The sequence below is a fragment of the Nocardia sp. NBC_00565 genome (assembly GCF_036345915.1).
In the GTDB taxonomy this organism is placed as follows: Bacteria; Actinomycetota; Actinomycetes; order Mycobacteriales; family Mycobacteriaceae; genus Nocardia.
In genome coordinates this window covers 4,792,091-4,811,502 of record NZ_CP107785.1, presented here as the reverse complement: position 1 = coordinate 4,811,502, position 19,412 = coordinate 4,792,091, and the positions used below count along the sequence as shown (strand labels likewise).

Below are 19,412 nucleotides of genomic sequence, written 5' to 3'. Positions count from 1 at the left end.
TTTCGATTCCGTTCCACGTGATGGCAGAGTGCAGCACATCGGATCGACGAGAGCAGCATCATGCACGAATCACAGTTGGTGGCCAATGACGCCGCCTACTACTACTTCGCCCGCTCGGGGCGCGTGACCGACTGGCCGATGTGGTGGGTGTTCGACAGCGCGGGCGGCGTAGCGCCGACCGCCACCGATATCGCCCGTCATTTCGACGAACGGGCCGAGCTGCTCGAACCGCTGCGCCGCCGAATCCACGAGGTGCCCGGCGGGCTCGGGCATCCGTTCTGGGGTGTCGACGACAGTCCGATCGATAGTCATATCGTCATCCATGCGGTCGCGGACCTGGACTGGGCGGACTGCCTCGATCGGATGGGGAGCATTCTGGCGCGACCGCTGGACGCGCGGGTCAGCGCCTGGCAGTTGCACGTATTCCCCGAGGTATCCGGCATCGCGACGCTGACCGGCCCGGGCACCGTGGTGATGATGCATATCAGTCATGCGTTGATGGCGGGCCCGGCGATGACATCGCTGACGGAGGCCTTGTTCGCGTCAGCGCCCACACCGCTGCGGATCGAGGGGCTCGGGCCCGCCGCCAAGCGCCCGCGCCTACGGCTCACCGCGGTGGGCGGCGCCTTGCGCTGGCCGCTGCAGATGTTGCGTTTCAACCTCCGCGTCCGGGGCGAGACGCGCCGGATCGCCCGCGACGGTGACGACGGCGGGCCCGACATTCCACCGCTCAGCCCGACGGTGCTCAACCGCCGGATCGGTCCGGACCGCGCCATCCGGACGATCCCCATGGACCTGCGCGACATCCGGACACCGGGGATCACGGTGACGGCCGTCGGCCTGACCGCGATCTCGCGCGCCATGGAGCGCTATCTCGAAAAACGGGGTGAGCCGTGTCCTGACGACCTCGCGGCCCTCGTCACCATCGCGGTGCCCGACGCGGCCGTGATGGGTGTGAATCGGGTGGGCGCCGCCGCGGTCGCGCTCGCGCCCGCCGAGCCCGATCTCGCCGATCGTGCGCGGACCGTCGAGGCCACCCTGCGCGCACGCCGCCACGCACCGTCGAGCCGCCGCGAACTCAACCGCCTCCAGCTGATCGGCCTACTCCCGAGCCGCACGTACCGGACGAGATTCGGTACGCTGCCGCCCGCCGACCCCGCGACGCCCGCATACGGACATACGATCCTGACCAGCATCAGGTGCGAGCCGACCGCCGAATGGTCATTGCTGGGCAAGCCGTTTCGCTTCGCGGGCATGCTGCCGCCGGTATTCCCGGAGATCGGCTTGGCCCACTCCTTCGTAGGCGCAGGCGACACTTTCACCGTCTCGGTGGCCTGTGATCCCGAGATCGTCCCCGACCTGGACGACTATCGCGACATCCTGCAGGAGTCGTGCCACGAAGTCGTCACCGCCCTCAGGGACTAGCCGGATCCGATCACTTCAGGTCGTAGGCAAGTCGCAAGGCCTCGCTGAGCCCTTCCTCTTGGTCTGGATAGAACCATCCGATCTGCTCGCCGAGATCGGCGACCGGGATGGTTTGCACCAGGTCGAGGTTGACGACACATCGCTGCGCCAATCCATTGCGAGTGCTCAATTCCACCTCTGTGGACAGGCCTCGGATAGTCGTGGTTATCACGGCGACGGTGACTTGATTCAGGTGCGGCCGGATCAGTTCGCGGGTGAGTACCAGCGCTGGGCGCACCTTATCGAGTCGGGCCCGGTGGATCGGGCGCACCTACTCGACATCCAGCGGCGTGCGGACGGCGTGACCAGCGACGGCAGCGGCGTCGGAGTCGTCAGCGACCGCGAGTGCGCGGATATCGGCCTCGGCGAGGATGCGCCGCCGCTCGCGTTCGAGGGCCGCAAGGATGTAGGCGGTTCGGTTGGTCGTGTGTGCATCGATGAACGCGGCCATATCGTCGGGTAGACGGACTGCAACCTGAACTGTCATGCGATCAGTATACCGGACTGGTATGCATGGATCTGGCGCTTATCAGCCGTGGTGTTCAGTAGCGGCATGCGGAGTCGACACGACTCGGACTCCGCCCACTGGGGCGGCCGAACTCGTCGGCCGCCCCCGGGAGAATCAGTCCGCGGCGACCTCGCTGCGGTCACCGCTCCACAGCGTGTGGTACTTGCCCGGTGCGTCGATGCGCTCGTAGGTGTGCGCGCCGAAGAAGTCGCGCTGGCCCTGGGTGAGGGCGGCGGGCAGCCGTTCGGCGCGCAGGGCGTCGTAGTACGACAGCGAGGAGGCGAAGGCCGGTACCGGGATGCCGAGCAGGGTTGCCGTGGCGACGACGCGGCGCCAGCTGTCGATGGCCGTTTCGATCGCGTCGCGGAAATACGGAGCCAGGATCAGGCTCGGCAGTTCCGGATTCTGGTCGTAGGCGTCCTTGATCCGGTTGAGGAAGCGGGCGCGGATGATGCAGCCACCGCGCCAGATAGTGGCGAGGTCGCCGGGGTGCAGGTCCCAGTTGTATTCGACACTGCCCGCGGCGATCTGATCGAAGCCCTGTGCGTAGGCGACGATCTTCGAGGCATAGAGCGCCTGCCGGATGTCCTCGGTGAATTGCTCCACATCAGTGGGCTTTTCACCCAGCGTGCCCGCGGCGAGGCCGACTGCGGCCTTGCGCTGCGCACGCGAACCCGACAGTGCCCGGGCGAATACCGCTTCGGCGATGCCGGTGACCGGGATGCCGAGATCGAGTGCGGACTTGACGGTCCAGCGACCGGTGCCCTTCTGTTCGGCGGCATCGACGATCACATCGACGAGCGGCTTACCCGTCTTCGCGTCGACCTGGTTGAGCACCTCGGCGGTGATCTCGACCAGGTAGCTCTCCAACTCTCCGGAATTCCACTGCGTGAACACATCGGCGATCTGCTTGGCGCCGAAGCCGAGCGCATCGCGGAACAGGTGGTAGGCCTCACCGATCAGCTGCATATCGGCGTACTCGATGCCGTTGTGCACCATCTTGACGAAGTGGCCGGAGCCGTCGGGACCGATATGCGTGCAGCACGGCGTGCCGTCGACCTGCGCCGCGATCGACTCCAGCAGCGGGCCGAGGGATTCGTAGGACTCCTTCGGTCCGCCCGGCATGATCGACGGGCCGTTCAAAGCGCCCTCCTCGCCGCCGGAGATGCCCGCGCCGACGAAGTTCAGCCCGCGCGCCTTCATCGCGGCCTCGCGGCGAATGGTGTCGGTGTAGAGGGCGTTGCCGCCGTCGATGATGATGTCGCCCGGCTCCATTGCCGCGGCCAGTTCCTCGATGACCGCGTCGGTCGGATCGCCCGCCTTGACCATGATCAGCACCCGGCGCGGCTTCTCCAGCGCCGCGACGAACTCTTCGATGGTCTCGGAGCGCACGAAGTTTCCGTCCGCGCCGTGTTCGGCGAGCAGTGCGTCGGTCTTGGCGATGCTGCGATTGTGCAGTGCCACCGTGTAGCCGTGTTTGGCGAAGTTGCGGGCGATATTGCTACCCATGACTGCCAGGCCGGTAACCCCGATCTGTGCGGATGCTGTTGCGGACGCCATTGCTCAGCTCTCTTCGTTCGACAGGTAGTGGGACGTGACCGCGCGAAGCGGCGGCGCCGTGAATCGCTTCACAAACGCCTCGACCTTTTCTACCCCGTCGCCTGCACGGAGCTGAACACGCCTACCAGCTGACGGGAAGCGCCTTCGGTCCGCGCACCAACAGACCGGTCTTCCAGGGCACCTCTTCGACCGGCACCGCGAGGCGCAGAGCCGGGAACCGCCGCAGCAAGGAGTCGAGCGCCACCTGTAACTCCACCCTGGCCAGCTGCGCGCCGAGGCAGTGGTGGGCGCCGTGCCCGAATGCCATATGCGGGTTGCGTACTCGGGTCAGGTCCAGTTTCTCCGGATTGTCGAAGACGGCCTCGTCCCGGTTGGCGGACTGGGTGTTGACGAACACCGACTCCCCGGCCCGGACCGTGACCCCGTCCAGCTCGACATCCGCGGTGGCGATTCTGGCGAACGCGCCACCCGAACCGAGTTGGACGTAGCGCAGCAGTTCCTCGACCGCGCCGGGGACCAGCTCCGGCTCGGCGCGCAGTCGTTCCCAGTGCCCGGGCTCGGTGAGTAGCACATAGGTGAAGTTGGCGATCTGGTTTGCCGTGGTCTCGTGGCCCGCGATGAGCAGTCCGATGCCCAAATTGACCAGCTCTTCCTCGCTCAGCCGGTCCTCGTCGTCCCGTGCGGCGACCAATGCGCCGAGCAGATCATCGGTCGGCTGCTCCCGGCGTTGCGCCACCAGTTCGGTGAGGTACGCCTCGAGGCCCGCGCGGGCGGCACCGATCTGCTCGCGGGTGTACGCGGTGGTGGAGAGCACGGTATCGGAGAAGTCCCGGAAGCGGTGCTGGTCTTGCGCTGGGACACCGAGCATTTCGCAGATCACGGTGACCGGCAGCGGCAGCGCGAACTGGCGTACCAGGTCGGCGGGCGGACCGCAGCGCTCGATCTCGGCGAGCTGCTCGTCCACGATCTGCTGTGCGCGTGGCCGCAACTGCTGCACCCGGCGGCCGGTGAACGCCTTGACCACCAGTTTGCGCAGCCGGGTGTGCTCGGGCGGATCCATGCTCAGCATCGAATTGCGGCGCGCGGGCGTCGGCGTGGCGCGCGGGATGTCCTCGCGATCGACGGCCGCGGCGCGGCTGAACCTCGGGTCGGCGAGTACCGACTTCACCTCTGTATAGCGGGTGACCAGCCAGCCCTCGCCGCCATAGGGCAACCGGACGCGGCTGATCGGCTCCTCTCGGCGCAGTCGCTCGTAAAGCGGATCCATCTCGAGGCGGTTCGGAGTGCCGAACGGATAGCGGCGCACCTCATAGTCGACGGGCCCACCCCTCACCTGGCCGCCACCCTCCATCGAATCGCTGCGCGATGCTGCATTCATGTGATCTCCCTTCCGCAACGCGAAGAGCAGGCGTCCGAGCGATGTAAGCGAGTGCTTACAACCGATGGTAGGGAGGTGTCAATCTCTCGTCAACGGGTGAATCCCATTATGGCGGTGGGAAATTCACGTCGACTCCCGCCAGCAGCACCCGCGCGGCGCGCAGCACATGCTCGGCAACCGCACCGGGTTCGGCGCCGGCCAACGGATCTCGGCGATATACCGAACGGACCAACCCGATTCCGAGCAACCACGCCAGCAACAGATCGGCGCGCAAGTCGGCGTCCGCGTCATCGCTCAGCCCCGACAGCGCACGGACATACTCGTCACCCAACTCCCGCCGGACCGCCGCCGCCCCTTCGTCGTGCCCGCTGGAGCGCAGTGCGGCCTGCAACCAATGTCCCTGTGCCGCAGAGCCGGTCGGCTCGAGCGTCCGCGCCAGCAAGCGGCTGAGCAACCCGTCGACCGGCCCCTCCTCGAGCACTCGCCGTCCCCGATCCGCGATCGACGCCCGGAACAACTCGTCCTTGCTACCGAAGTACCGGAACAGCAACGCCTGATTCACCCTGGCACGCGCCGCGATATCGCGCACCGTCGCGCGCTCGTAGCCGCGCTCGGCGAACAGCTCCTGCGCCGCCGCCAGTATCGCGACTCGTGTTGCCGCCGAATCTCTTTTGCGGCCGACCGGTTTGCTTTCGCCAGACATGCGCCCTCCGGTTGTTCCCAGACAGAGCAGCGTAAGTCCCGCACCGGGCAGGGCCAAGCGGCCGGTGTGCGTGTCGGGGTGAATGGTTCCCAATAATGGGAACTGGGATTATTTGCGCGGGTGAGTTCCACCGGTACCGTTCAGTGCCTGGCGCCGCTAAAGAATTGGACCTCGATGGCGGCGTCAGAGACGTCACGATGTGGAAGGCGTAGGTCGCGCAACCTTCGGTTTTTTATTCCGCACCTCTTGTTCCCCCTTGCCTGGAGGTGCCGGGATAATTGCTGCGGCCTGCGATGGGTGCCGCTCGTGGCCCCACTCCCGTGGCGGATTCTCGAAATCCGCGACGGGAGTGGGAAACCCATCGTGCCATCGGAAGGACCCTGTGATGGACGGACTCGATCGGCCGTTCCTTATTTCCTCCGATTCCCATCTACTCCTATCATTCGGTCAGCTCGATGCCTGGGCCGAGACTGTCGCGTGGTGTCTGAAGAGAAATGGCGTCGGGCCCGGCGATGTGGTGGTCGCCGAACTACCGAATTCTCCTGCCTTCGCGGCAGTATTGTCCGCTACCTGGAATATCGGCGCGGTGTTCGCGCCACTGGATCCGAATCTGAGCGCGGGGGAGAAGCGCGAGATCCTGACGCTGGCACGGCCGCGAGTGGTCGTGACGCCGACACCCGTGTCGTCATGGCATGCGACGCTATTATGGCGCAACCCGTTCGAGTCCCCGGCTCAGCTCGAGTGGATTCCGGCGCGTTGGGGTCCGACCTTGCCCGATCCCACCGTGAACGAAGGCGATCGGCTGATCTTGTTCACCGCGGGATCGGCCGGAGCGCCCAAAGCGGTGGCGCTCACCGAGACAAATGTGGCGTCCGGAATCGCCGCTGTCGCCGGTCATTTCGCACTCACACCGGAGGACCGCACCATCGCGCTGCTGCCATGGTCGCAGGGCCATGGTCTGTTCGCGAACCTGCTGGCGACCCTGCAGGCCCGGTGCACGGTGGTGATGCCGACGGTGAACCAGAAGGTGCGCAGCCTGCTGGATTCGGCACGGCCGACCTGGCTCACGCTGCTGCCGCCGCAACTGGACGCACTCACCGCGGGCCTGACTGCTTCCCGAAAAACCGCGCACCCCATGCGATTCCTGCGCACCGCGTCGGCACCGCTGCCGCGCCGCGCCGCCGAGCGCGCCGAACAACTGCTCGGGTGCCCGGTCGTCGAGGCCTTGGAACTCGCTGAGACGAGCCATCAGGCGGCGGCCGATCCGCCGTCGTGGCAACGGGTTCCGGGCACGGTCGGCACGCCGACCGGCGTGGAATTCCGCCTGACGGGAGAGGAGATCGCGGGCGGCCACGAGCTGGAGGTGCGCGGGAGCTCGTTGTTCAGCCGGTATCTCGGCAATCCGTCGGCTACCGCGGCCGCGTTCACCGCGGACGGTTGGCTGCGGACCCGCGATGTGGCCAGGCAGGCAGAAGATGGGCGGCTGCGAATCCTGGGGCGGCTCAGCGAAATCGCGCACCGCGGCGACCGCACGGTGGCGCCGGTCGATGTGGAGACCGTGCTGGATACGCATCCCGATGTCGTGTCATCGCTGGTGACCCGGGTGCCACATCCGGAGTTGGTCGATGACGTCGCCGCGGTCGTCCGCCTCCGCGACGGTGCGCAGAGCACCGAACGTGACATCCTGAAGCACTGCCGCGCACACCTCGACGACTACCAGGTGCCTGGGCGGATCCGCATGGTGGAAACGCTGCCGCGGCTGGCGAGCGGAAAACCGAGCCGGTACTTGGCGGCACGGTTGTTCGACGATATTCCGACGTGGGACATTTCCTTTCGCGTTCCGGAGCGGGAGTCGGCCGAGGTCGTGGCGTAACTCCCGAACTAGCAGGTTGGGCTCGAACTAGAACGTCGGGATGGCCTTCGCCGGAGTCAGCGTGCTGCTGCCCGTCCAGTATTCGGGCAGTGCCATCTTCTGGAGAATTCCGGATGCCGTCGCGAAATCTTCGGCATTGGCGGCCGCCAGGTACTCCCGGCTGAGGTGCACGTTGATGAACCTGTTCATCAACGCGGCACGATCCCGGGATACGGTGCCGGTCAGGTTGGGCAACGAATTCCCGGTGCCCGACACGACATCCCGAATGGCATGAATGACCGGTTCGGTGGGGTTGTTGAAATACTCGCGCAGGAACTGCTGCTCCGGCGCGGTGAAGCTGCTGAAGTGCAGATCGGGATCGGCGAACCGACGTTCTGCGAGCCGGTGCGCGGTTCGCTGGAACAGCGCGACATTGGCGGGGGTCCGGCCCAATTTGAGGACGCCGAGTGAGGCGATGGCCTGTCCGATGTGCTTGTCGCCGTCCCACATATTCGGCCCCCAGCTGGTTCGGTAGTTGTAAGCCTTGATGGCGTTGGTCCGCATTTCCTTGTCGGTGAATCCGGCGCTGAACAGGGCTGCTTCGGCATCGCCCAGGCTGGCGCCGCGGTCGATCACCCGATCCACCGCGACGGCGGCGCCCATGGGAGTGTGGCCATATGAGGCCGCGGCGGACCGCGCGGAGTCGATGATCTGCTCGCGCGTCCGGTAGTAGTTACGGATCCAGCCGAAGCGGCCCGCCTCCACAGCCTGCTCCATATTGGCGACCTCCGCTTCCTGGCGCAACCTGGAGCGGGAACTCAACGGCGAGCGCCTGCGGCCCATGAGATATTCGGTCACCGGCGAGGCGTTGACCGTATTGAGCGCGGCGAGCGTGGTGACGAGCCGCTGCGTGCCGGACATGTTGCCGCCCGGTCCCATCATCGGTCCGCCGCCACCGCCACCACCGGTTTGGGCGACATGTCCGCTCGCGAGTACAGCACTGATCTGACCGGCTATCCGGCTGGGTGCGGCGGCAAGGCTCCGGCTCATCCGTCGCAGCAAGACGATCCCGATGATCATGATCGAGCCGCCGATGAAGATCACCGCGATGCCATGGCCCTGTGCCTGCTTGAACACATCGCCGAGGATCAGGGCATAGAGGCCGAGATATACGGTGAATGCGATCATTTTCCCGGCCGAAACGAACGCATCGACCAGGTTGCGCGCCAGGAAGGTCTGGCTCGGTCCGTAGATGAATCCGCCTGCCGCGAAACCGAAGATGGCCATGAATGCGTGATAGATCGCCTCCGCGGCGGCCAGTACGATCTTTCCCGAGAGATACACGCCGAACATCAGCAGGACGGCGGCGAAAACCAGCAATAGCAAACCGGTGCAGATTTGGCCTGCATTGGGATTGTCGGCCTTCGTGTACGCCGCGATGTCGCCGCATCGTTTCATGCCGCTGGCGACCTTGTCGGCGCTACCGGCCAATACCCCGGCCGACCAGGCGGCGCGGCACGCGGGTGATTCGTCGACGACATGGCCGAAATTCCACACCTGCAACGGATAGCGCACGAAGTTGTCGGCGAGTGTGCCCTCGATGGAGTCGACGACCACTCTCGGATCTGGATTCGATTGGCCGTTGAGGCCCGCGGCGACCGCGACACCGACGTCACGTCCCTGTGCGAGCAGCCCATCCGGAGACAAGACGTCGGCCATCGGATGCGCAAGGTACGGCACGCCGAATACCGCGACGAGTAGCATCGCCACCACCTGAAGAGTGACTTTGGAGAAGTACTGCTGAAGGGCGAACCAGGCTACGGAACCCCCTCCAATGGTTGCCGCCAGGGTGATGACGATGGGCGTGGCCACTTGGCCGGAGAAGGCGTCGGCGACCCGCGACAGCGGCTGTGCGACCAGGTCGAGCCAGCGAAAGCTCACTACAAAGAGGACCACCGCGATCCCGCTGGCCTCGGTAGCCATTATCCCCGCGAACTCCAGTTCGAGTACCGTCGACAACGGCACATACCCGGGATGCAGAAAGCTGCCGTGATTCGTCACGAATACGTAATTGGCCAGCGGTACCCCGGATGAATCCCGGACTCCCATCCAGCCGATGGCATCGATCGTCGAGGACCCGGCGCTATCGGTCTGGGTCTGCGCCGTCGCCACCGCACCGATCGTCATCGGAATAACGAACAACACGACTACGCCGAACATCAGCCGGGCCGTTATTCGTCGCAGCCGAGTAGCGCCGACCCATCGTGCGAATCGGCGAATTACCGCTCGCGGCCGCCACCGCGCCGTATCCCAGAATTCGATGTCCGAGAGCGCATTTCGGCTCGACCGCCCCGACATCACCCATGTGCCAACAACACCTGCAGCTCGCCCGAACACACTCCTCACGGTAGTGCACGCGAGATTAGCGAAAACCCTTTGCGCTCAACGTGATTCGTTTCCGCGGTAGGTGTCAGGCCGGAGGCAGCTCGGCGTGGCGGGCGAAGGCCTGGTCGATCAGCTCCGACGCCGCGCGGGTGGCGATCAGGCGGGCGATGGCCAGCTCTGTCTCCAATTTGGCGCGGTCCTTCGGTGTGCGCTCGGACTGTTCGTAGGTCTGGCCCGCCAGAAAATAGAACAGTTGGGTCGCATACTGATCGGCGATCTGGTTGCAGTCGGATCTGAGCCGCTCGACCACACCGAACGCGTCGCGCGCCGGGATACCCGCATCGACGAGCCGGGTGGTGAGGTCGCCGCAGCGCGGGTTGATCACGCGGTATGCCTCGTGCGGATCGCCGTTCGTGGCGAGCGCCTGCTGCACGTAGTCCGGAAGTTCCGGGGGCGCCGACCTGCGTTCCGGTGGCGACGCGTGCGCGGCGATCGTAATCGCTTCCGAGGCGGGTGGGTCGGCGACGCCGAGCACCTCCGCCAGTCCTTCACCGCGATCCCAGGCTTCGAGTAGTTCCCGGATCCCGTTCAGCTTCATACCCCGGCTGAGCAGGCGACTGATCGTCTGCAACCGGTTGAGGTGATCGGACCCGTAATAGCCGATACGACCTCGTACTTCGGGCGACGGGAGAAGCCCGCGCTCGTGATACACGCGGACGCTGCGCACGGTGGTATCGGCTGCCCGCGCCAGCTCGTCGATCGTGTATTCGGACTCAACAGCCATATCCATAGGAAACCACAATTCGCTCCTCAGAGGATGGCTCGTAAACAAACGTGCCGTTAACCAACGATACGCCAGCATCACATCTTGGTCAACGTGCCGTTAAGTGGCGGCAGAAGCGATTGCCCAGCGGCCAATAGTGGGTTAACGTGCGTCTACCAGCATTCGTCGCTGGCCCTTCCGGGGACTGTTGAGCAGCCCTGATGACCTCCCGAACCAATGGGCGCGCAACCTGGTTGGCGTGCCCTCGGCATCCCCGGAGACGGCTATGAGCATCACCCGAACTTCCTTGGCCACGGAATCCCTCGCGACGGCACGGATTTCGACGATCCCGAGTAGGTCCGCGCATCGACCGCCCTGTGCGGACGGTCCCGACGACTGGGATCTGGACGTCGGTACCCCGGACTCTTGGCGAGCGGCCATGCGAATCTGCGAGAGCTGCCCGCTCTTCACCAAATGCCAGCAGTTGGCGCAGACGCTCACCGAGCGCGGCACCGGTCCCCGCGCGATGATCTGGGCCGGAGTCGCTTACGACAGTGCGGGCAAGATCGTCTCGGATCTGGACCGCCATCGCATTACACCGATCGATCATAAGCGACCGCTGCGGATCATCCGCACCGGCTCGCGCCCGGCGCCCGCCGAACCCGCCGTGACGACTCCGCGCCGCCATATCGTGCTGGGCCGTCGGTTGGAACCCACCGGAACCGGCGATCACTGATCCTGACCTATGCTTCGTCCACAAATTACGACGAACTCAATTCTGGCGGTGGGTAACTCATGACGATGTTGGCGTTGGAGATCGGGCCACACGGTTTCGCGGCGAGTCGAGTGGCCGAAGACGTCGGCGAAGACGACATTCGGCGTAGCCCGATTCCTGCCCGTGCGGCATGGGACGCTTGCCGAGACCTGCTACTCGAGGTCGCGGGCGGCGATGAGGTCACCAGCGTCGGCATCGGCTCGGCGGGTCCGATCGATATGGCGGCCGGTGTCGTGGCGCCCTCCGAAATTGCCGAGTGGCGGACCGGTTTCGGCATCGTCGAGGCGGTTCAGAAGCTATTTCCCGCTGCGCCGATACACCTGGCCTTCGACGGTGTCTGCCTGGCCTTGGCCGAGCGTAACTTCGGTGGCACACAGGACGTGATGGACGCTCTGTCGATCATGGTTTCCGACCGGATCGGCGGCGGCGTCATGATCGGCGGTTTCGTGATGGTCGGGCGTACCGGTAACGCCGGGCATATCGGGCATGTACTGGTTCCGGGCTTCGACGACCTCTGTGAATGCGGGGGGCGTGGGTGCCTGGAGGCAGTGGCCGGCGGTGCGTTCACACTGAAATGGGCGCGCGCGCAAGGCTGGCAGGGAAAATCTGTGGATGACCTGATCGAAGCTGCTCAGGCCGGTGACGAGATCGCGCTCGCAGCGCTGAGTCGAGCCGGAACGGCGCTCGGTCGGGCGATCGCTTCGGTGGCGGCACTGCTCGACCTCGATCGGGTGATCGTCGGCGGCCCGTTGGCTCGGCCTGGTACCGCGCTGTGGAAATCGCTCGGTGCGGCCGTTGCCACGCATGCCAGATTGAGCTTCCTGACCGGTCTGCGTGTCGTGCCGTCCGAACTCGGTGAGGTGGGTGTGCTGGCGGGCGCCGGTGTGCTGGCCCTGTCGGTACAGGGCTGAGCGCCGGGTCGTTCTACGTCGACTGCGAACTCTGGTGCGCGCGGCGGAATTCTGATGTTTAACCGCAGGTTCCTCAAGCGGATGTTAAGAAACGACCGCTTGGGGAACGTTGCGTGTCCATGTCATGCAGACTGCATGTGATGTCGACATCCAGAAACCTATTGAACGAGCCGTTGGATAGCGGTACATTGTTCTGGTCACATGGTGTCGCCCGCGGGTGACAGCTTCCGGAAGAACGGCTGGTACGGGCAAGTGCGATGACGAGTGGCGCAGTAATTCCTTGGATAACGATCGAGACGTTGACGCCCGAGGCGATGTCGGTGGCATCGGTAGGGGAAGCGCCGCGGGAGTTCGCCGACTGGCAGCGTGTGCTACAGCGGCTGCTGGCGAGGACACCGGCTCTCTATGACAGTCTGAAGACTCGGAGCTTGGTCGACGCCCTACGCGCGGCGCGCGACGGGGCCGAGGATGTGGATCTGACAATCCAGACCGGTTCGGGGCCGCACCTGCTGCGGATCCATCCGGTGTTCGGACCCGGCGGAGATGTGCACGCGGTCCGGTTGTGGATGGGCTCTGCCACTGCGACATGTCCGGTGCTGCCGGCCGCGGTGGGTGCGATCTGGGACCTCGGTACCCAGACCATCCAGCAACCGATCGGCGCGACGCGGCTGACCGGCAATTCGGCCGAGCAGTATGCGCCGGTGATGTCGATCGCCGAATTGTTCCATCGGATCTCGGGATTCAATCGACATGCCGAGGTTCTGGATCTGCTCTACAGTCCCAAACCCGGTGACAAGCTCCAATTCGACGTCACGGTGCACGATGGGCCGGAGCGGCCGGGGCGGTGGCGCATCACCATCCGGGCCCGCGACGACGACCGGACCCACGGCGCGTGGTTGCTGATCGAGGATGTCACCTCGGACAACGAATTCTCGGAATGGCCGACGCTGGAACGAGTCGGTTTGCGGGAGGCGCACCGCCGGGCCGGAACTCACCTCGCGATCCTGCAGACCGAGCGCGCCAGCATCTCGCACTGGCTCACGGATCCGGCGCCCTGGATCCGCTGGGACTACCTGTTCCGGCCGGTGGACGTCTTCCATCCGGACGACCGTATCCGGTTGGTGGGCCTCACTGATCGGCTGCAATCGGGGGATACCGCGGGTGTCACGGTGCGGGCGCTCAACTACGGCGGTGGTTACACGCCGACATCGCTGCTGCTCTACCCGTATCCCGGATATCCGAGTCGGCAACTGGCTATCGCACAGCTGGTTCGGGTTGCCGACGATGTGCCGATGCTGGAATCCGGGCGCGACGCGCAGGAATCCCCGCAGGGGCAGGCGCCGATCGGTTACGACGATCAGCTGCAGTATCGGCTCGCACATCGATTGAAACGTAGTCCGGCGTACTGACCCGCTGTCCCCAACCTTGGGAATGGCGGGGCGGCCGGAAACGACTGTGCTCTCTACCATTTCGGAAGTGCGGACAATGGCTGGCAGATCGACTGATTCGGGCGAGGATTTACTTCGCCGAATGGTCGCACGCCGCCGCCGCGACAATGTGATCGTCGCGGTGCTCGCGGTGCTCGCGATCCTGGGCGGTGGCCACGCGATCCTCGACTGGTTCGCCACGGATCCGCCGCCACCGTCCGACAGTGCCACGCCCGCGACCGTCGGACGCGCGCAGTTGGCCGGTTCGTTCGCCGAGCAGTTCATCGTGACCTACCTGGGTTCGGTTGCCGGACAACAGGATCGGCTCGGTGAATATGTCGGCGGCAGTGCGCAGCAGATCACGCTGCCGACGACTGCGCGGCAGGTGTCGGAACCGATGGTGGTGTACGTGGCGCGCATCGGCAGCTTCGACGCACTCGAGGTTTGGTCGGTAACCGTATCGGTTCGGGTCGGCAAGACCACCGGAGCCGCGGGGACTACCGGGACCGTCGGGACCGCCGCCGAGGCGCGGCAGTACTACCGGGTCGGAGTATCGGTGCTCAACGGGCGACTGCGGGCGTTATCGCTGCCCGCCCTGGTGGAACCGCCCAGCCGGGGTGCGGATCTGGCACAGGCGTATTCCTCGCCGTGCACGACCGATACCCCGCTGGCTCAAGTGGCTTCGGGTTTCTTGACGGCGTACTTGACCGGTACCGGAGACGTGGGTCGATACATCACCTTGGACGCCGGGATCGCCGCCTTGCGCCCGGCCCCGTTCACCGCCGTGGAGACCGTCGCGGTCACCTCCGATGACAACAGTTGCGGCACCGCGCGATCGACGGCGCAGGTGCTGGCCACGGTCAATCCCAAGGGCGACGGCGGCGCGGCCGCGACGCTGGCCTACCCGCTGACCATGGTGCGCGACGGTGGCCAGTGGCAGGTGCAGTCGGTGGATTCCGTCCCCGCAATGACGAATCCGCCGGCCGTGGTCGCGGAGCAGGACTCGCGCGGAAGCCGCCCCTCGACCTCGGTCACCTCCTCGGTGCCATCGTCGGTGGCACAGATTCCGCGGGCGACCCAGAACTGATACGAAAGAGGCAGGCCCATGGGTAATTTGAGCGCCATTCTGTACGGCGTACTGATCTTCGTCCGCTGGGCGGGGCTGATCCTGATCACCATCCTGAGCATGGGTGTGCTGATCTCCGAGGCGGCCAAATCCCGACTGTCCCCGGCCAAGATCCTCGCGGTAGCGGGTTCGGCCCTGCTCGCCGCGGTCTTGTTCTGGATACTCCCGACCTTGGTCAACTACGCGCGCACCGACTCCAACATCATCGTCCCCGATCACCCCATCGGTGGCTATCGATGACCCAGGTGATCAAGGTTTTCACCCCGATCAAGCGGGTGCCGACCATGATCGGCAAGGCGCAGAACGGGCAGAAGCTCCCGTTCGGGCCATATACGCTGCCGCAGGTCGCGGGGGCGGTGGTGATGATGTCGATCACCTCGGTGTGTGCCATGACATTTCCGGCCAACCCGGCGGTCACCTTCATCGTGGGTCTAGTGCTGACAATAGCGACCGTCTTCGGCCTCGGGTTGGTGCCATATACCGGCGTCCGGATGATCTCTCGGGCGATGTGGGTCGGTCGGCTCATCGTCTACCGCAAACCGGTCTCTGCTTCCGGTATGCCGGTCGATGCGGATTCAGCACGAATGGCCATGTTCGTCGAAGAATCGGTTGTCATTATCCTGCCCGACTACTCGGGCGCGGAAAAGCCGGTAGGCGACGCGATCCTCGAGGAGCGCATGCTCGCGGCGCTCGGCGCGGGCGGGAGTGGCGCAGACCTGAGCGCTCGGTTGAACGGCAATAGTCAACACCCAGCGGAAGGTCGCGGTTGATGGCATTCGGACAGGATCTTCAGCCAACCGCCGCGATTCGCGGGCATCTGCAATTCACCCATTCGGGTCTGGTCACCGCGACTTATTTCATCAACCCGCTCGGCTACGGGCTGCGCAAGGCCAGCGACAAATTCGATGTGAAGCTGTCCCATCATTCGTTGATCAACAATCTGCCGAATGGTTCGTTGCTACTCGGCATCCAGGCGCGGCTCAATACGATCGACGTGCTGACCAAGATGGTAGAGGGCGTGGATCTCGACGAGTGCGAGGAGTACGCCGACGAGGTGGTCGCCTCCTACGAGCGGGTTCGGGCGATCATGCCGCAGACGCGGCTGTTCCTGCTCTCGATTCCGGTCGGCGCCGCGAATCCCGGTATCTCCGCGCTGTCGCGAATGTGGCGCAGCAGTACGAGCACGATCGACGCGACCGCGATTTCGCGCGCCGATCTGGACGACTATGACGAGAAGGCGAAGGAGATCCTGTCCAGGGTCGGCGGCGATTTCGATCCGGTTCCGGTGCCCGCCGCGCTATTCCAATGGCTGTGGGAGCACTACCTTTCGCGCGGTGCGGCAGGCGATCCGATTGCGCCTACCCGGGCCGGAGCCCTCGACGACGCGACGGCGGCGGTCTTCTGCGCGGGTGCGCTCGACGAGGGCGCGCAGGCCGACAGCAACCGGCGGATCCGGCCGTCATTTGTCCCGGTGATCAAGGTGGTCCAGCCGGACTACGCGTATCGGCAGTCCTACCAGTCGATGCTTACGCCCCGCTCATTCCCGTATTCGGGAATGACATTCCCCGGCGGCAGTGAATTCCTCAATGTGCTCGAAGGTTTGCCGGATGTCACGGTCGACTGGGGGATGCGGGTGTCGACGAAGCCCGCGGAGCAGGTGCTGAAGAACAACGAGCTGAGCCTGCGACGGCTCGGCGAGCAGATGGACCAGCGCGACCAGGAGGTCTCCTTCGCGCAGAACACCTTGATGTCGAAGGCGCAGATGCTCGGTGAGTACAACCAGCACTTCGAGGTCAACGGTGGCGAATCGGAAGTATCGTTCACCACTGTGGTCGCTATCGGTGGACCATCGCGCGATGCCACGCTGGATGCGGTGAATACGATCAAGCGCCGCTACAAGCGCTTTCAGGTCGAAATGACCGCACCGGTCGGCGCGCAGGTCGATCTGTGGTCGATGCTGATTCCCGGCAGCCCGCCGCGGCGCGCGTTCGACGACTTCGCCCATATTCTTCCATCTGATATGTGGTCCGGTTTCGTGCCGTTCACCAGCAGTCAGATCGGTGACGACAGCGGCCCGGTGATCGGCGTCAATCTGCTGTCCGGAAACTTCGAGCCGATCCATTTCGGCATTATGGAAGCCGCGCTGCACGATTTGTCCGCGTCGTTCGCCGTCACCGGCGAGCTCGGGTCGGGCAAGTCCTACTTCTTGAAACTGATGGCGGTCCTCGTCCACGATATGGGCGGTCAGTTCCTCGCCATCGACCGTAGTCAGGTCGGCGAGTGGGAGCATTTCGCGTCGTCGATCGATAAGGCCGTCGTCATCGATTTGGCCAATCCGACGGTATCGCTGGATCCGCTGCGGTTGTTCGACCCGAGGATCGCCGGCGAGCGGGCATTGGATTCGATCCTGCCGTTGCTGGATCTGTCGCCCACTTCCGGCGCCGGTGCCGCCGCCAGCAATCTGCTGACGCCCAGAGGCATTGCCGAGCACGGCATCCGGAGTCTGCTCGATCTTTACCACGTCGTCCGACGGCTACGTGACCAGCCGGGCCGCGAAGAGGAATATGCCGACCTGGCCGCTCGTCTCGGCACCATCGCCGAGCGGGTGCCGGTGCTCTTCGACCCGAAGCTGCGTCCGTTGCAGCTCACCGCTGCCGCGACGGTCATCCGCAGCCACAATCTTGCGCTGCCGTCGGCGGAGGAACTCACCACGCCACACCTGTACAACCGATTGCCACTGACGAAGCGCCTCGGCACCGCGCTCTACGAGCTGGTCGGCGTGGCCGCTCGGGAAGCGTTCCTCACCGACAACGGCAGATTCGGCTTGCTGGTGGGTGACGAGGCGCACCATTTCACCCAAACGCAAGTCGGTTCGTCGGTGACCTCGGACTTCAGCCGAGACGGACGTAAACACCTCGCCGCGATCGGGCTGGCATCCCACGATCCCGCAACCGACTTCCAGGGGGCGGCCCACAATCTGATACCCAACCGGTTCGTCTTCCGTCAGCGCGACGAAACCCTGGCCCGCAACAGTCTGGAGTGGCTCGGCGTGGATTTGGCGGAAGCGCCGTTCCTGCTGCAGATACTGCGCGAAGAGACTTCGCCGCCGATCGGTCCGGGGCGTCAGGTGCCCGACGAACGTCGTGGTGAGATGTTCATGCGTGATGCGTTGAACCGAATCGGGCGCGGCAAAGTACTCGGCCCGGCACGCCCCGACCGGGCGGCAGCGATCACCAGCACACCGGCCGCGGCCGGGACAGTCCGCACATCTGCTCTGAAACGGCAGGTAACCCCATGAGTGCTGATGCCGGTCAGGGCATCCGCCTGCACGATTGGCGGACGTCGCAGGGGTGGGAACCGGACTGGGATCCGGCCTATTGGTCGCCGCAGGCGGCGTTCCGACGATGTCGTCGTTGGATCTCCGCGACCCGTCGTCGACGCTGGACAACGTGGATTCTCGTCGCCGTCTTCGTGCTGTTCGTGTTTCCAGGTGTCGTGAGTGCGTTCGCTACCGCGGAGACCGACACCGACACCACGGCATCGTCGATCAACAGCGCGACCAGCTGGATGGACATCCATGACTCATCAGGGGTGCCACTATCGAACTATATGTTCGTCACCAACCACGGCAGCCTACTTCATCCTGGGAATACTCTTCTCTCGTCCATGATCCTGTTGGTATTCGCGCCGTGGGGCCTCATTGTGACGACTTGGAACTGGGTGGTCGGTAAGACGTTCAGCTTCGGTTGGCTGGATATGATCGGCTCGCCGTTGCAGAAGGCGGCCGAAGATCTGACGGACCAAATCGCGACGCCCGTCCTCTTGGCTCTCGCGGTTACGATCGGTGCGTTCCCGCTGGCCGTCTTTATCATCCGCGGCTATCCCGCCAGAGCGGTGACGGGTCTTGTCGCAGTGTTTGTGGTGGCGATGCTGAGTCCGTTTGTTCTGGAGCATCCGCTAGAGGACGTGGTTTCGTCGAGCGGGTTGTTGGCGCAGGGGCGGAATATAGGTATTGCGGTGGCTGCGGGGCTCAACGGTAACAATAACCCGGACTCCACCCAGTTGGTGGCCACGATGCAGGCCGAGATGGTGGATAATTACGCACGGCGACCGCTGCAGGTGGTGAATTTCGGGCATCTGATCGACGAGAAGCCGGCGTGTAAGGCGGCATGGTCGGCGGGAATGAAGGCCGGTAACGAGGACCAGGTGAAAAAAGGCCTGAAGACCTGCGGGGACTCCGCCGCGTACGCGGCGGCGGACAATCCCAGCTGGGCGCAGTTCGGAGGCATGTTGCTTCTGCTGCTGATGGCGATTGTGTCGTTTATCTCTTTTGGTTACATGTCGGTCAGGGTCATTTGGACTGCGCTCGATGCGATCTACTACGGATTCTTGATGATTTTCGGGTTCGCCGCGGGTGGGTATATCTACGGACCCACACAGACGTGGACGATCCGCTGTGCGGTTCACGCTTTCTACGCGGCCTCGTTGATGGCTACCAATATTATCTTCTCGGCTACCGTGATGTTGCTCATGAACAGTCTGTTCGAGCAGGCGTAGGAG

Annotated in this window: 17 protein-coding genes; 10 read left to right on the top strand and 7 right to left on the bottom strand. The window is 64.8% G+C overall.

Features of this window, described 5'->3' with window-relative positions; all coding sequences use genetic code 11:
* Positions 1-60: 60 nt before the first annotated feature.
* A complete protein-coding gene (locus OG874_RS22655) occupies positions 61-1,425 on the top strand; it encodes a wax ester/triacylglycerol synthase domain-containing protein (RefSeq protein ID WP_330257128.1) in 1,365 nt (454 codons plus the stop codon).
* A gap of 10 nt (positions 1,426-1,435) precedes the next feature.
* Here OG874_RS22655 and OG874_RS22650 read toward each other — a convergent pair whose 3' ends face one another.
* The 5 genes from OG874_RS22650 to OG874_RS22630 form a co-directional block, all read right to left on the bottom strand.
* Positions 1,436-1,735 carry a type II toxin-antitoxin system PemK/MazF family toxin gene (locus OG874_RS22650; protein WP_330257127.1) on the bottom strand — a complete coding sequence of 100 codons (300 nt, stop codon included), beginning with the start codon at positions 1,733-1,735 and terminating at the stop codon, positions 1,436-1,438.
* A complete protein-coding gene (locus OG874_RS22645; protein WP_330257126.1) occupies positions 1,736-1,951 on the bottom strand; it encodes an antitoxin in 216 nt (71 codons plus the stop codon).
* Positions 1,952-2,086: 135 nt separating this feature from the next.
* On the bottom strand, positions 2,087-3,532 hold the full coding sequence (gndA, locus tag OG874_RS22640) for an NADP-dependent phosphogluconate dehydrogenase (protein WP_330257125.1): 1,446 nt from the start codon (positions 3,530-3,532) through the stop codon (positions 2,087-2,089).
* Positions 3,533-3,653: 121 nt separating this feature from the next.
* Positions 3,654-4,910, bottom strand: coding sequence for a cytochrome P450 (locus OG874_RS22635; protein WP_330257124.1), 1,257 nt, complete (start codon positions 4,908-4,910; stop codon positions 3,654-3,656).
* Positions 4,911-5,016: 106 nt separating this feature from the next.
* On the bottom strand, positions 5,017-5,613 hold the full coding sequence (locus OG874_RS22630; RefSeq protein WP_330257123.1) for a TetR family transcriptional regulator: 597 nt from the start codon (positions 5,611-5,613) through the stop codon (positions 5,017-5,019).
* Positions 5,614-5,998: 385 nt separating this feature from the next.
* Between OG874_RS22630 and OG874_RS22625 the strand changes: the two genes are divergently transcribed.
* Complete coding sequence (locus tag OG874_RS22625; RefSeq protein WP_330257122.1) at positions 5,999-7,486, top strand: class I adenylate-forming enzyme family protein; 1,488 nt, start codon at positions 5,999-6,001, stop codon at positions 7,484-7,486.
* Positions 7,487-7,513: 27 nt separating this feature from the next.
* Here the strand turns inward: OG874_RS22625 and OG874_RS22620 are convergent, their stop codons facing one another.
* On the bottom strand, positions 7,514-9,685 hold the full coding sequence (locus OG874_RS22620; RefSeq protein WP_330257121.1) for a hypothetical protein: 2,172 nt from the start codon (positions 9,683-9,685) through the stop codon (positions 7,514-7,516).
* A 250-nt stretch (positions 9,686-9,935) separates the two neighbouring features.
* A complete protein-coding gene (locus OG874_RS22615) occupies positions 9,936-10,712 on the bottom strand; it encodes a MerR family transcriptional regulator (protein WP_330257120.1) in 777 nt (258 codons plus the stop codon).
* Between the two features lie 187 nt (positions 10,713-10,899).
* On the opposite strand from OG874_RS22615, the gene OG874_RS22610 reads away from it, so the two are divergent.
* From OG874_RS22610 to OG874_RS22575, 8 genes are all read left to right on the top strand, one after another.
* Entirely contained in the window at positions 10,900-11,349 is a 450-nt protein-coding gene (locus OG874_RS22610) for a hypothetical protein (protein WP_330257119.1), read from the top strand.
* Positions 11,350-11,408: 59 nt separating this feature from the next.
* Positions 11,409-12,299, top strand: a complete 891-nt coding sequence (locus OG874_RS22605) for an ROK family protein (RefSeq protein WP_330257118.1) — start codon at positions 11,409-11,411, stop codon at positions 12,297-12,299.
* 257 nt (positions 12,300-12,556) lie between these two features.
* Entirely contained in the window at positions 12,557-13,708 is a 1,152-nt protein-coding gene (locus tag OG874_RS22600; RefSeq protein ID WP_330257117.1) for a GAF domain-containing protein, read from the top strand.
* Between the two features lie 121 nt (positions 13,709-13,829).
* Positions 13,830-14,813, top strand: coding sequence for a conjugal transfer protein (locus OG874_RS22595; protein ID WP_330257116.1), 984 nt, complete (start codon positions 13,830-13,832; stop codon positions 14,811-14,813).
* Positions 14,814-14,831: 18 nt separating this feature from the next.
* On the top strand, positions 14,832-15,092 hold the full coding sequence (locus OG874_RS22590) for a hypothetical protein (protein ID WP_330257115.1): 261 nt from the start codon (positions 14,832-14,834) through the stop codon (positions 15,090-15,092).
* Positions 15,089-15,622 carry a hypothetical protein gene (locus OG874_RS22585; protein WP_330257114.1) on the top strand — a complete coding sequence of 178 codons (534 nt, stop codon included), beginning with the start codon at positions 15,089-15,091 and terminating at the stop codon, positions 15,620-15,622. The genes OG874_RS22590 and OG874_RS22585 overlap by 4 nt, the downstream gene beginning before the upstream one ends.
* Positions 15,622-18,150: an ATP-binding protein gene (locus tag OG874_RS22580; protein ID WP_330257113.1), complete on the top strand. Its 2,529-nt coding sequence runs from the start codon at positions 15,622-15,624 to the stop codon at positions 18,148-18,150. The genes OG874_RS22585 and OG874_RS22580 overlap by 1 nt, the downstream gene beginning before the upstream one ends.
* Positions 18,147-19,409 (top strand): hypothetical protein, encoded by a 1,263-nt coding sequence (locus OG874_RS22575; protein WP_330257112.1) that lies wholly within the window; start codon positions 18,147-18,149, stop codon positions 19,407-19,409. The genes OG874_RS22580 and OG874_RS22575 overlap by 4 nt, the downstream gene beginning before the upstream one ends.
* Positions 19,410-19,412: the final 3 nt, after the last annotated feature.

Coding starts and splice junctions, on each gene's coding strand:
- OG874_RS22605 (WP_330257118.1), top strand. CDS start 11,409: ATGACGATGTTGGCGTTGGAGATCGGGCCACACGGTTTCGCGGCGAGT.
- OG874_RS22620 (WP_330257121.1), bottom strand. CDS start 9,685: ATGTTCGGCGTAGTCGTGTTGTTCGTTATTCCGATGACGATCGGTGCG.
- OG874_RS22580 (WP_330257113.1), top strand. CDS start 15,622: ATGGCATTCGGACAGGATCTTCAGCCAACCGCCGCGATTCGCGGGCAT.
- OG874_RS22575 (WP_330257112.1), top strand. CDS start 18,147: ATGAGTGCTGATGCCGGTCAGGGCATCCGCCTGCACGATTGGCGGACG.
- OG874_RS22645 (WP_330257126.1), bottom strand. CDS start 1,951: ATGACAGTTCAGGTTGCAGTCCGTCTACCCGACGATATGGCCGCGTTC.
- OG874_RS22610 (WP_330257119.1), top strand. CDS start 10,900: ATGAGCATCACCCGAACTTCCTTGGCCACGGAATCCCTCGCGACGGCA.
- OG874_RS22590 (WP_330257115.1), top strand. CDS start 14,832: ATGGGTAATTTGAGCGCCATTCTGTACGGCGTACTGATCTTCGTCCGC.
- OG874_RS22630 (WP_330257123.1), bottom strand. CDS start 5,613: ATGTCTGGCGAAAGCAAACCGGTCGGCCGCAAAAGAGATTCGGCGGCA.
- OG874_RS22595 (WP_330257116.1), top strand. CDS start 13,830: ATGGTCGCACGCCGCCGCCGCGACAATGTGATCGTCGCGGTGCTCGCG.
- gndA (WP_330257125.1), bottom strand. CDS start 3,532: ATGGCGTCCGCAACAGCATCCGCACAGATCGGGGTTACCGGCCTGGCA.
- OG874_RS22585 (WP_330257114.1), top strand. CDS start 15,089: ATGACCCAGGTGATCAAGGTTTTCACCCCGATCAAGCGGGTGCCGACC.
- OG874_RS22635 (WP_330257124.1), bottom strand. CDS start 4,910: ATGAATGCAGCATCGCGCAGCGATTCGATGGAGGGTGGCGGCCAGGTG.
- OG874_RS22615 (WP_330257120.1), bottom strand. CDS start 10,712: ATGCTGGCGTATCGTTGGTTAACGGCACGTTTGTTTACGAGCCATCCT.
- OG874_RS22655 (WP_330257128.1), top strand. CDS start 61: ATGCACGAATCACAGTTGGTGGCCAATGACGCCGCCTACTACTACTTC.
- OG874_RS22625 (WP_330257122.1), top strand. CDS start 5,999: ATGGACGGACTCGATCGGCCGTTCCTTATTTCCTCCGATTCCCATCTA.
- OG874_RS22600 (WP_330257117.1), top strand. CDS start 12,557: ATGACGAGTGGCGCAGTAATTCCTTGGATAACGATCGAGACGTTGACG.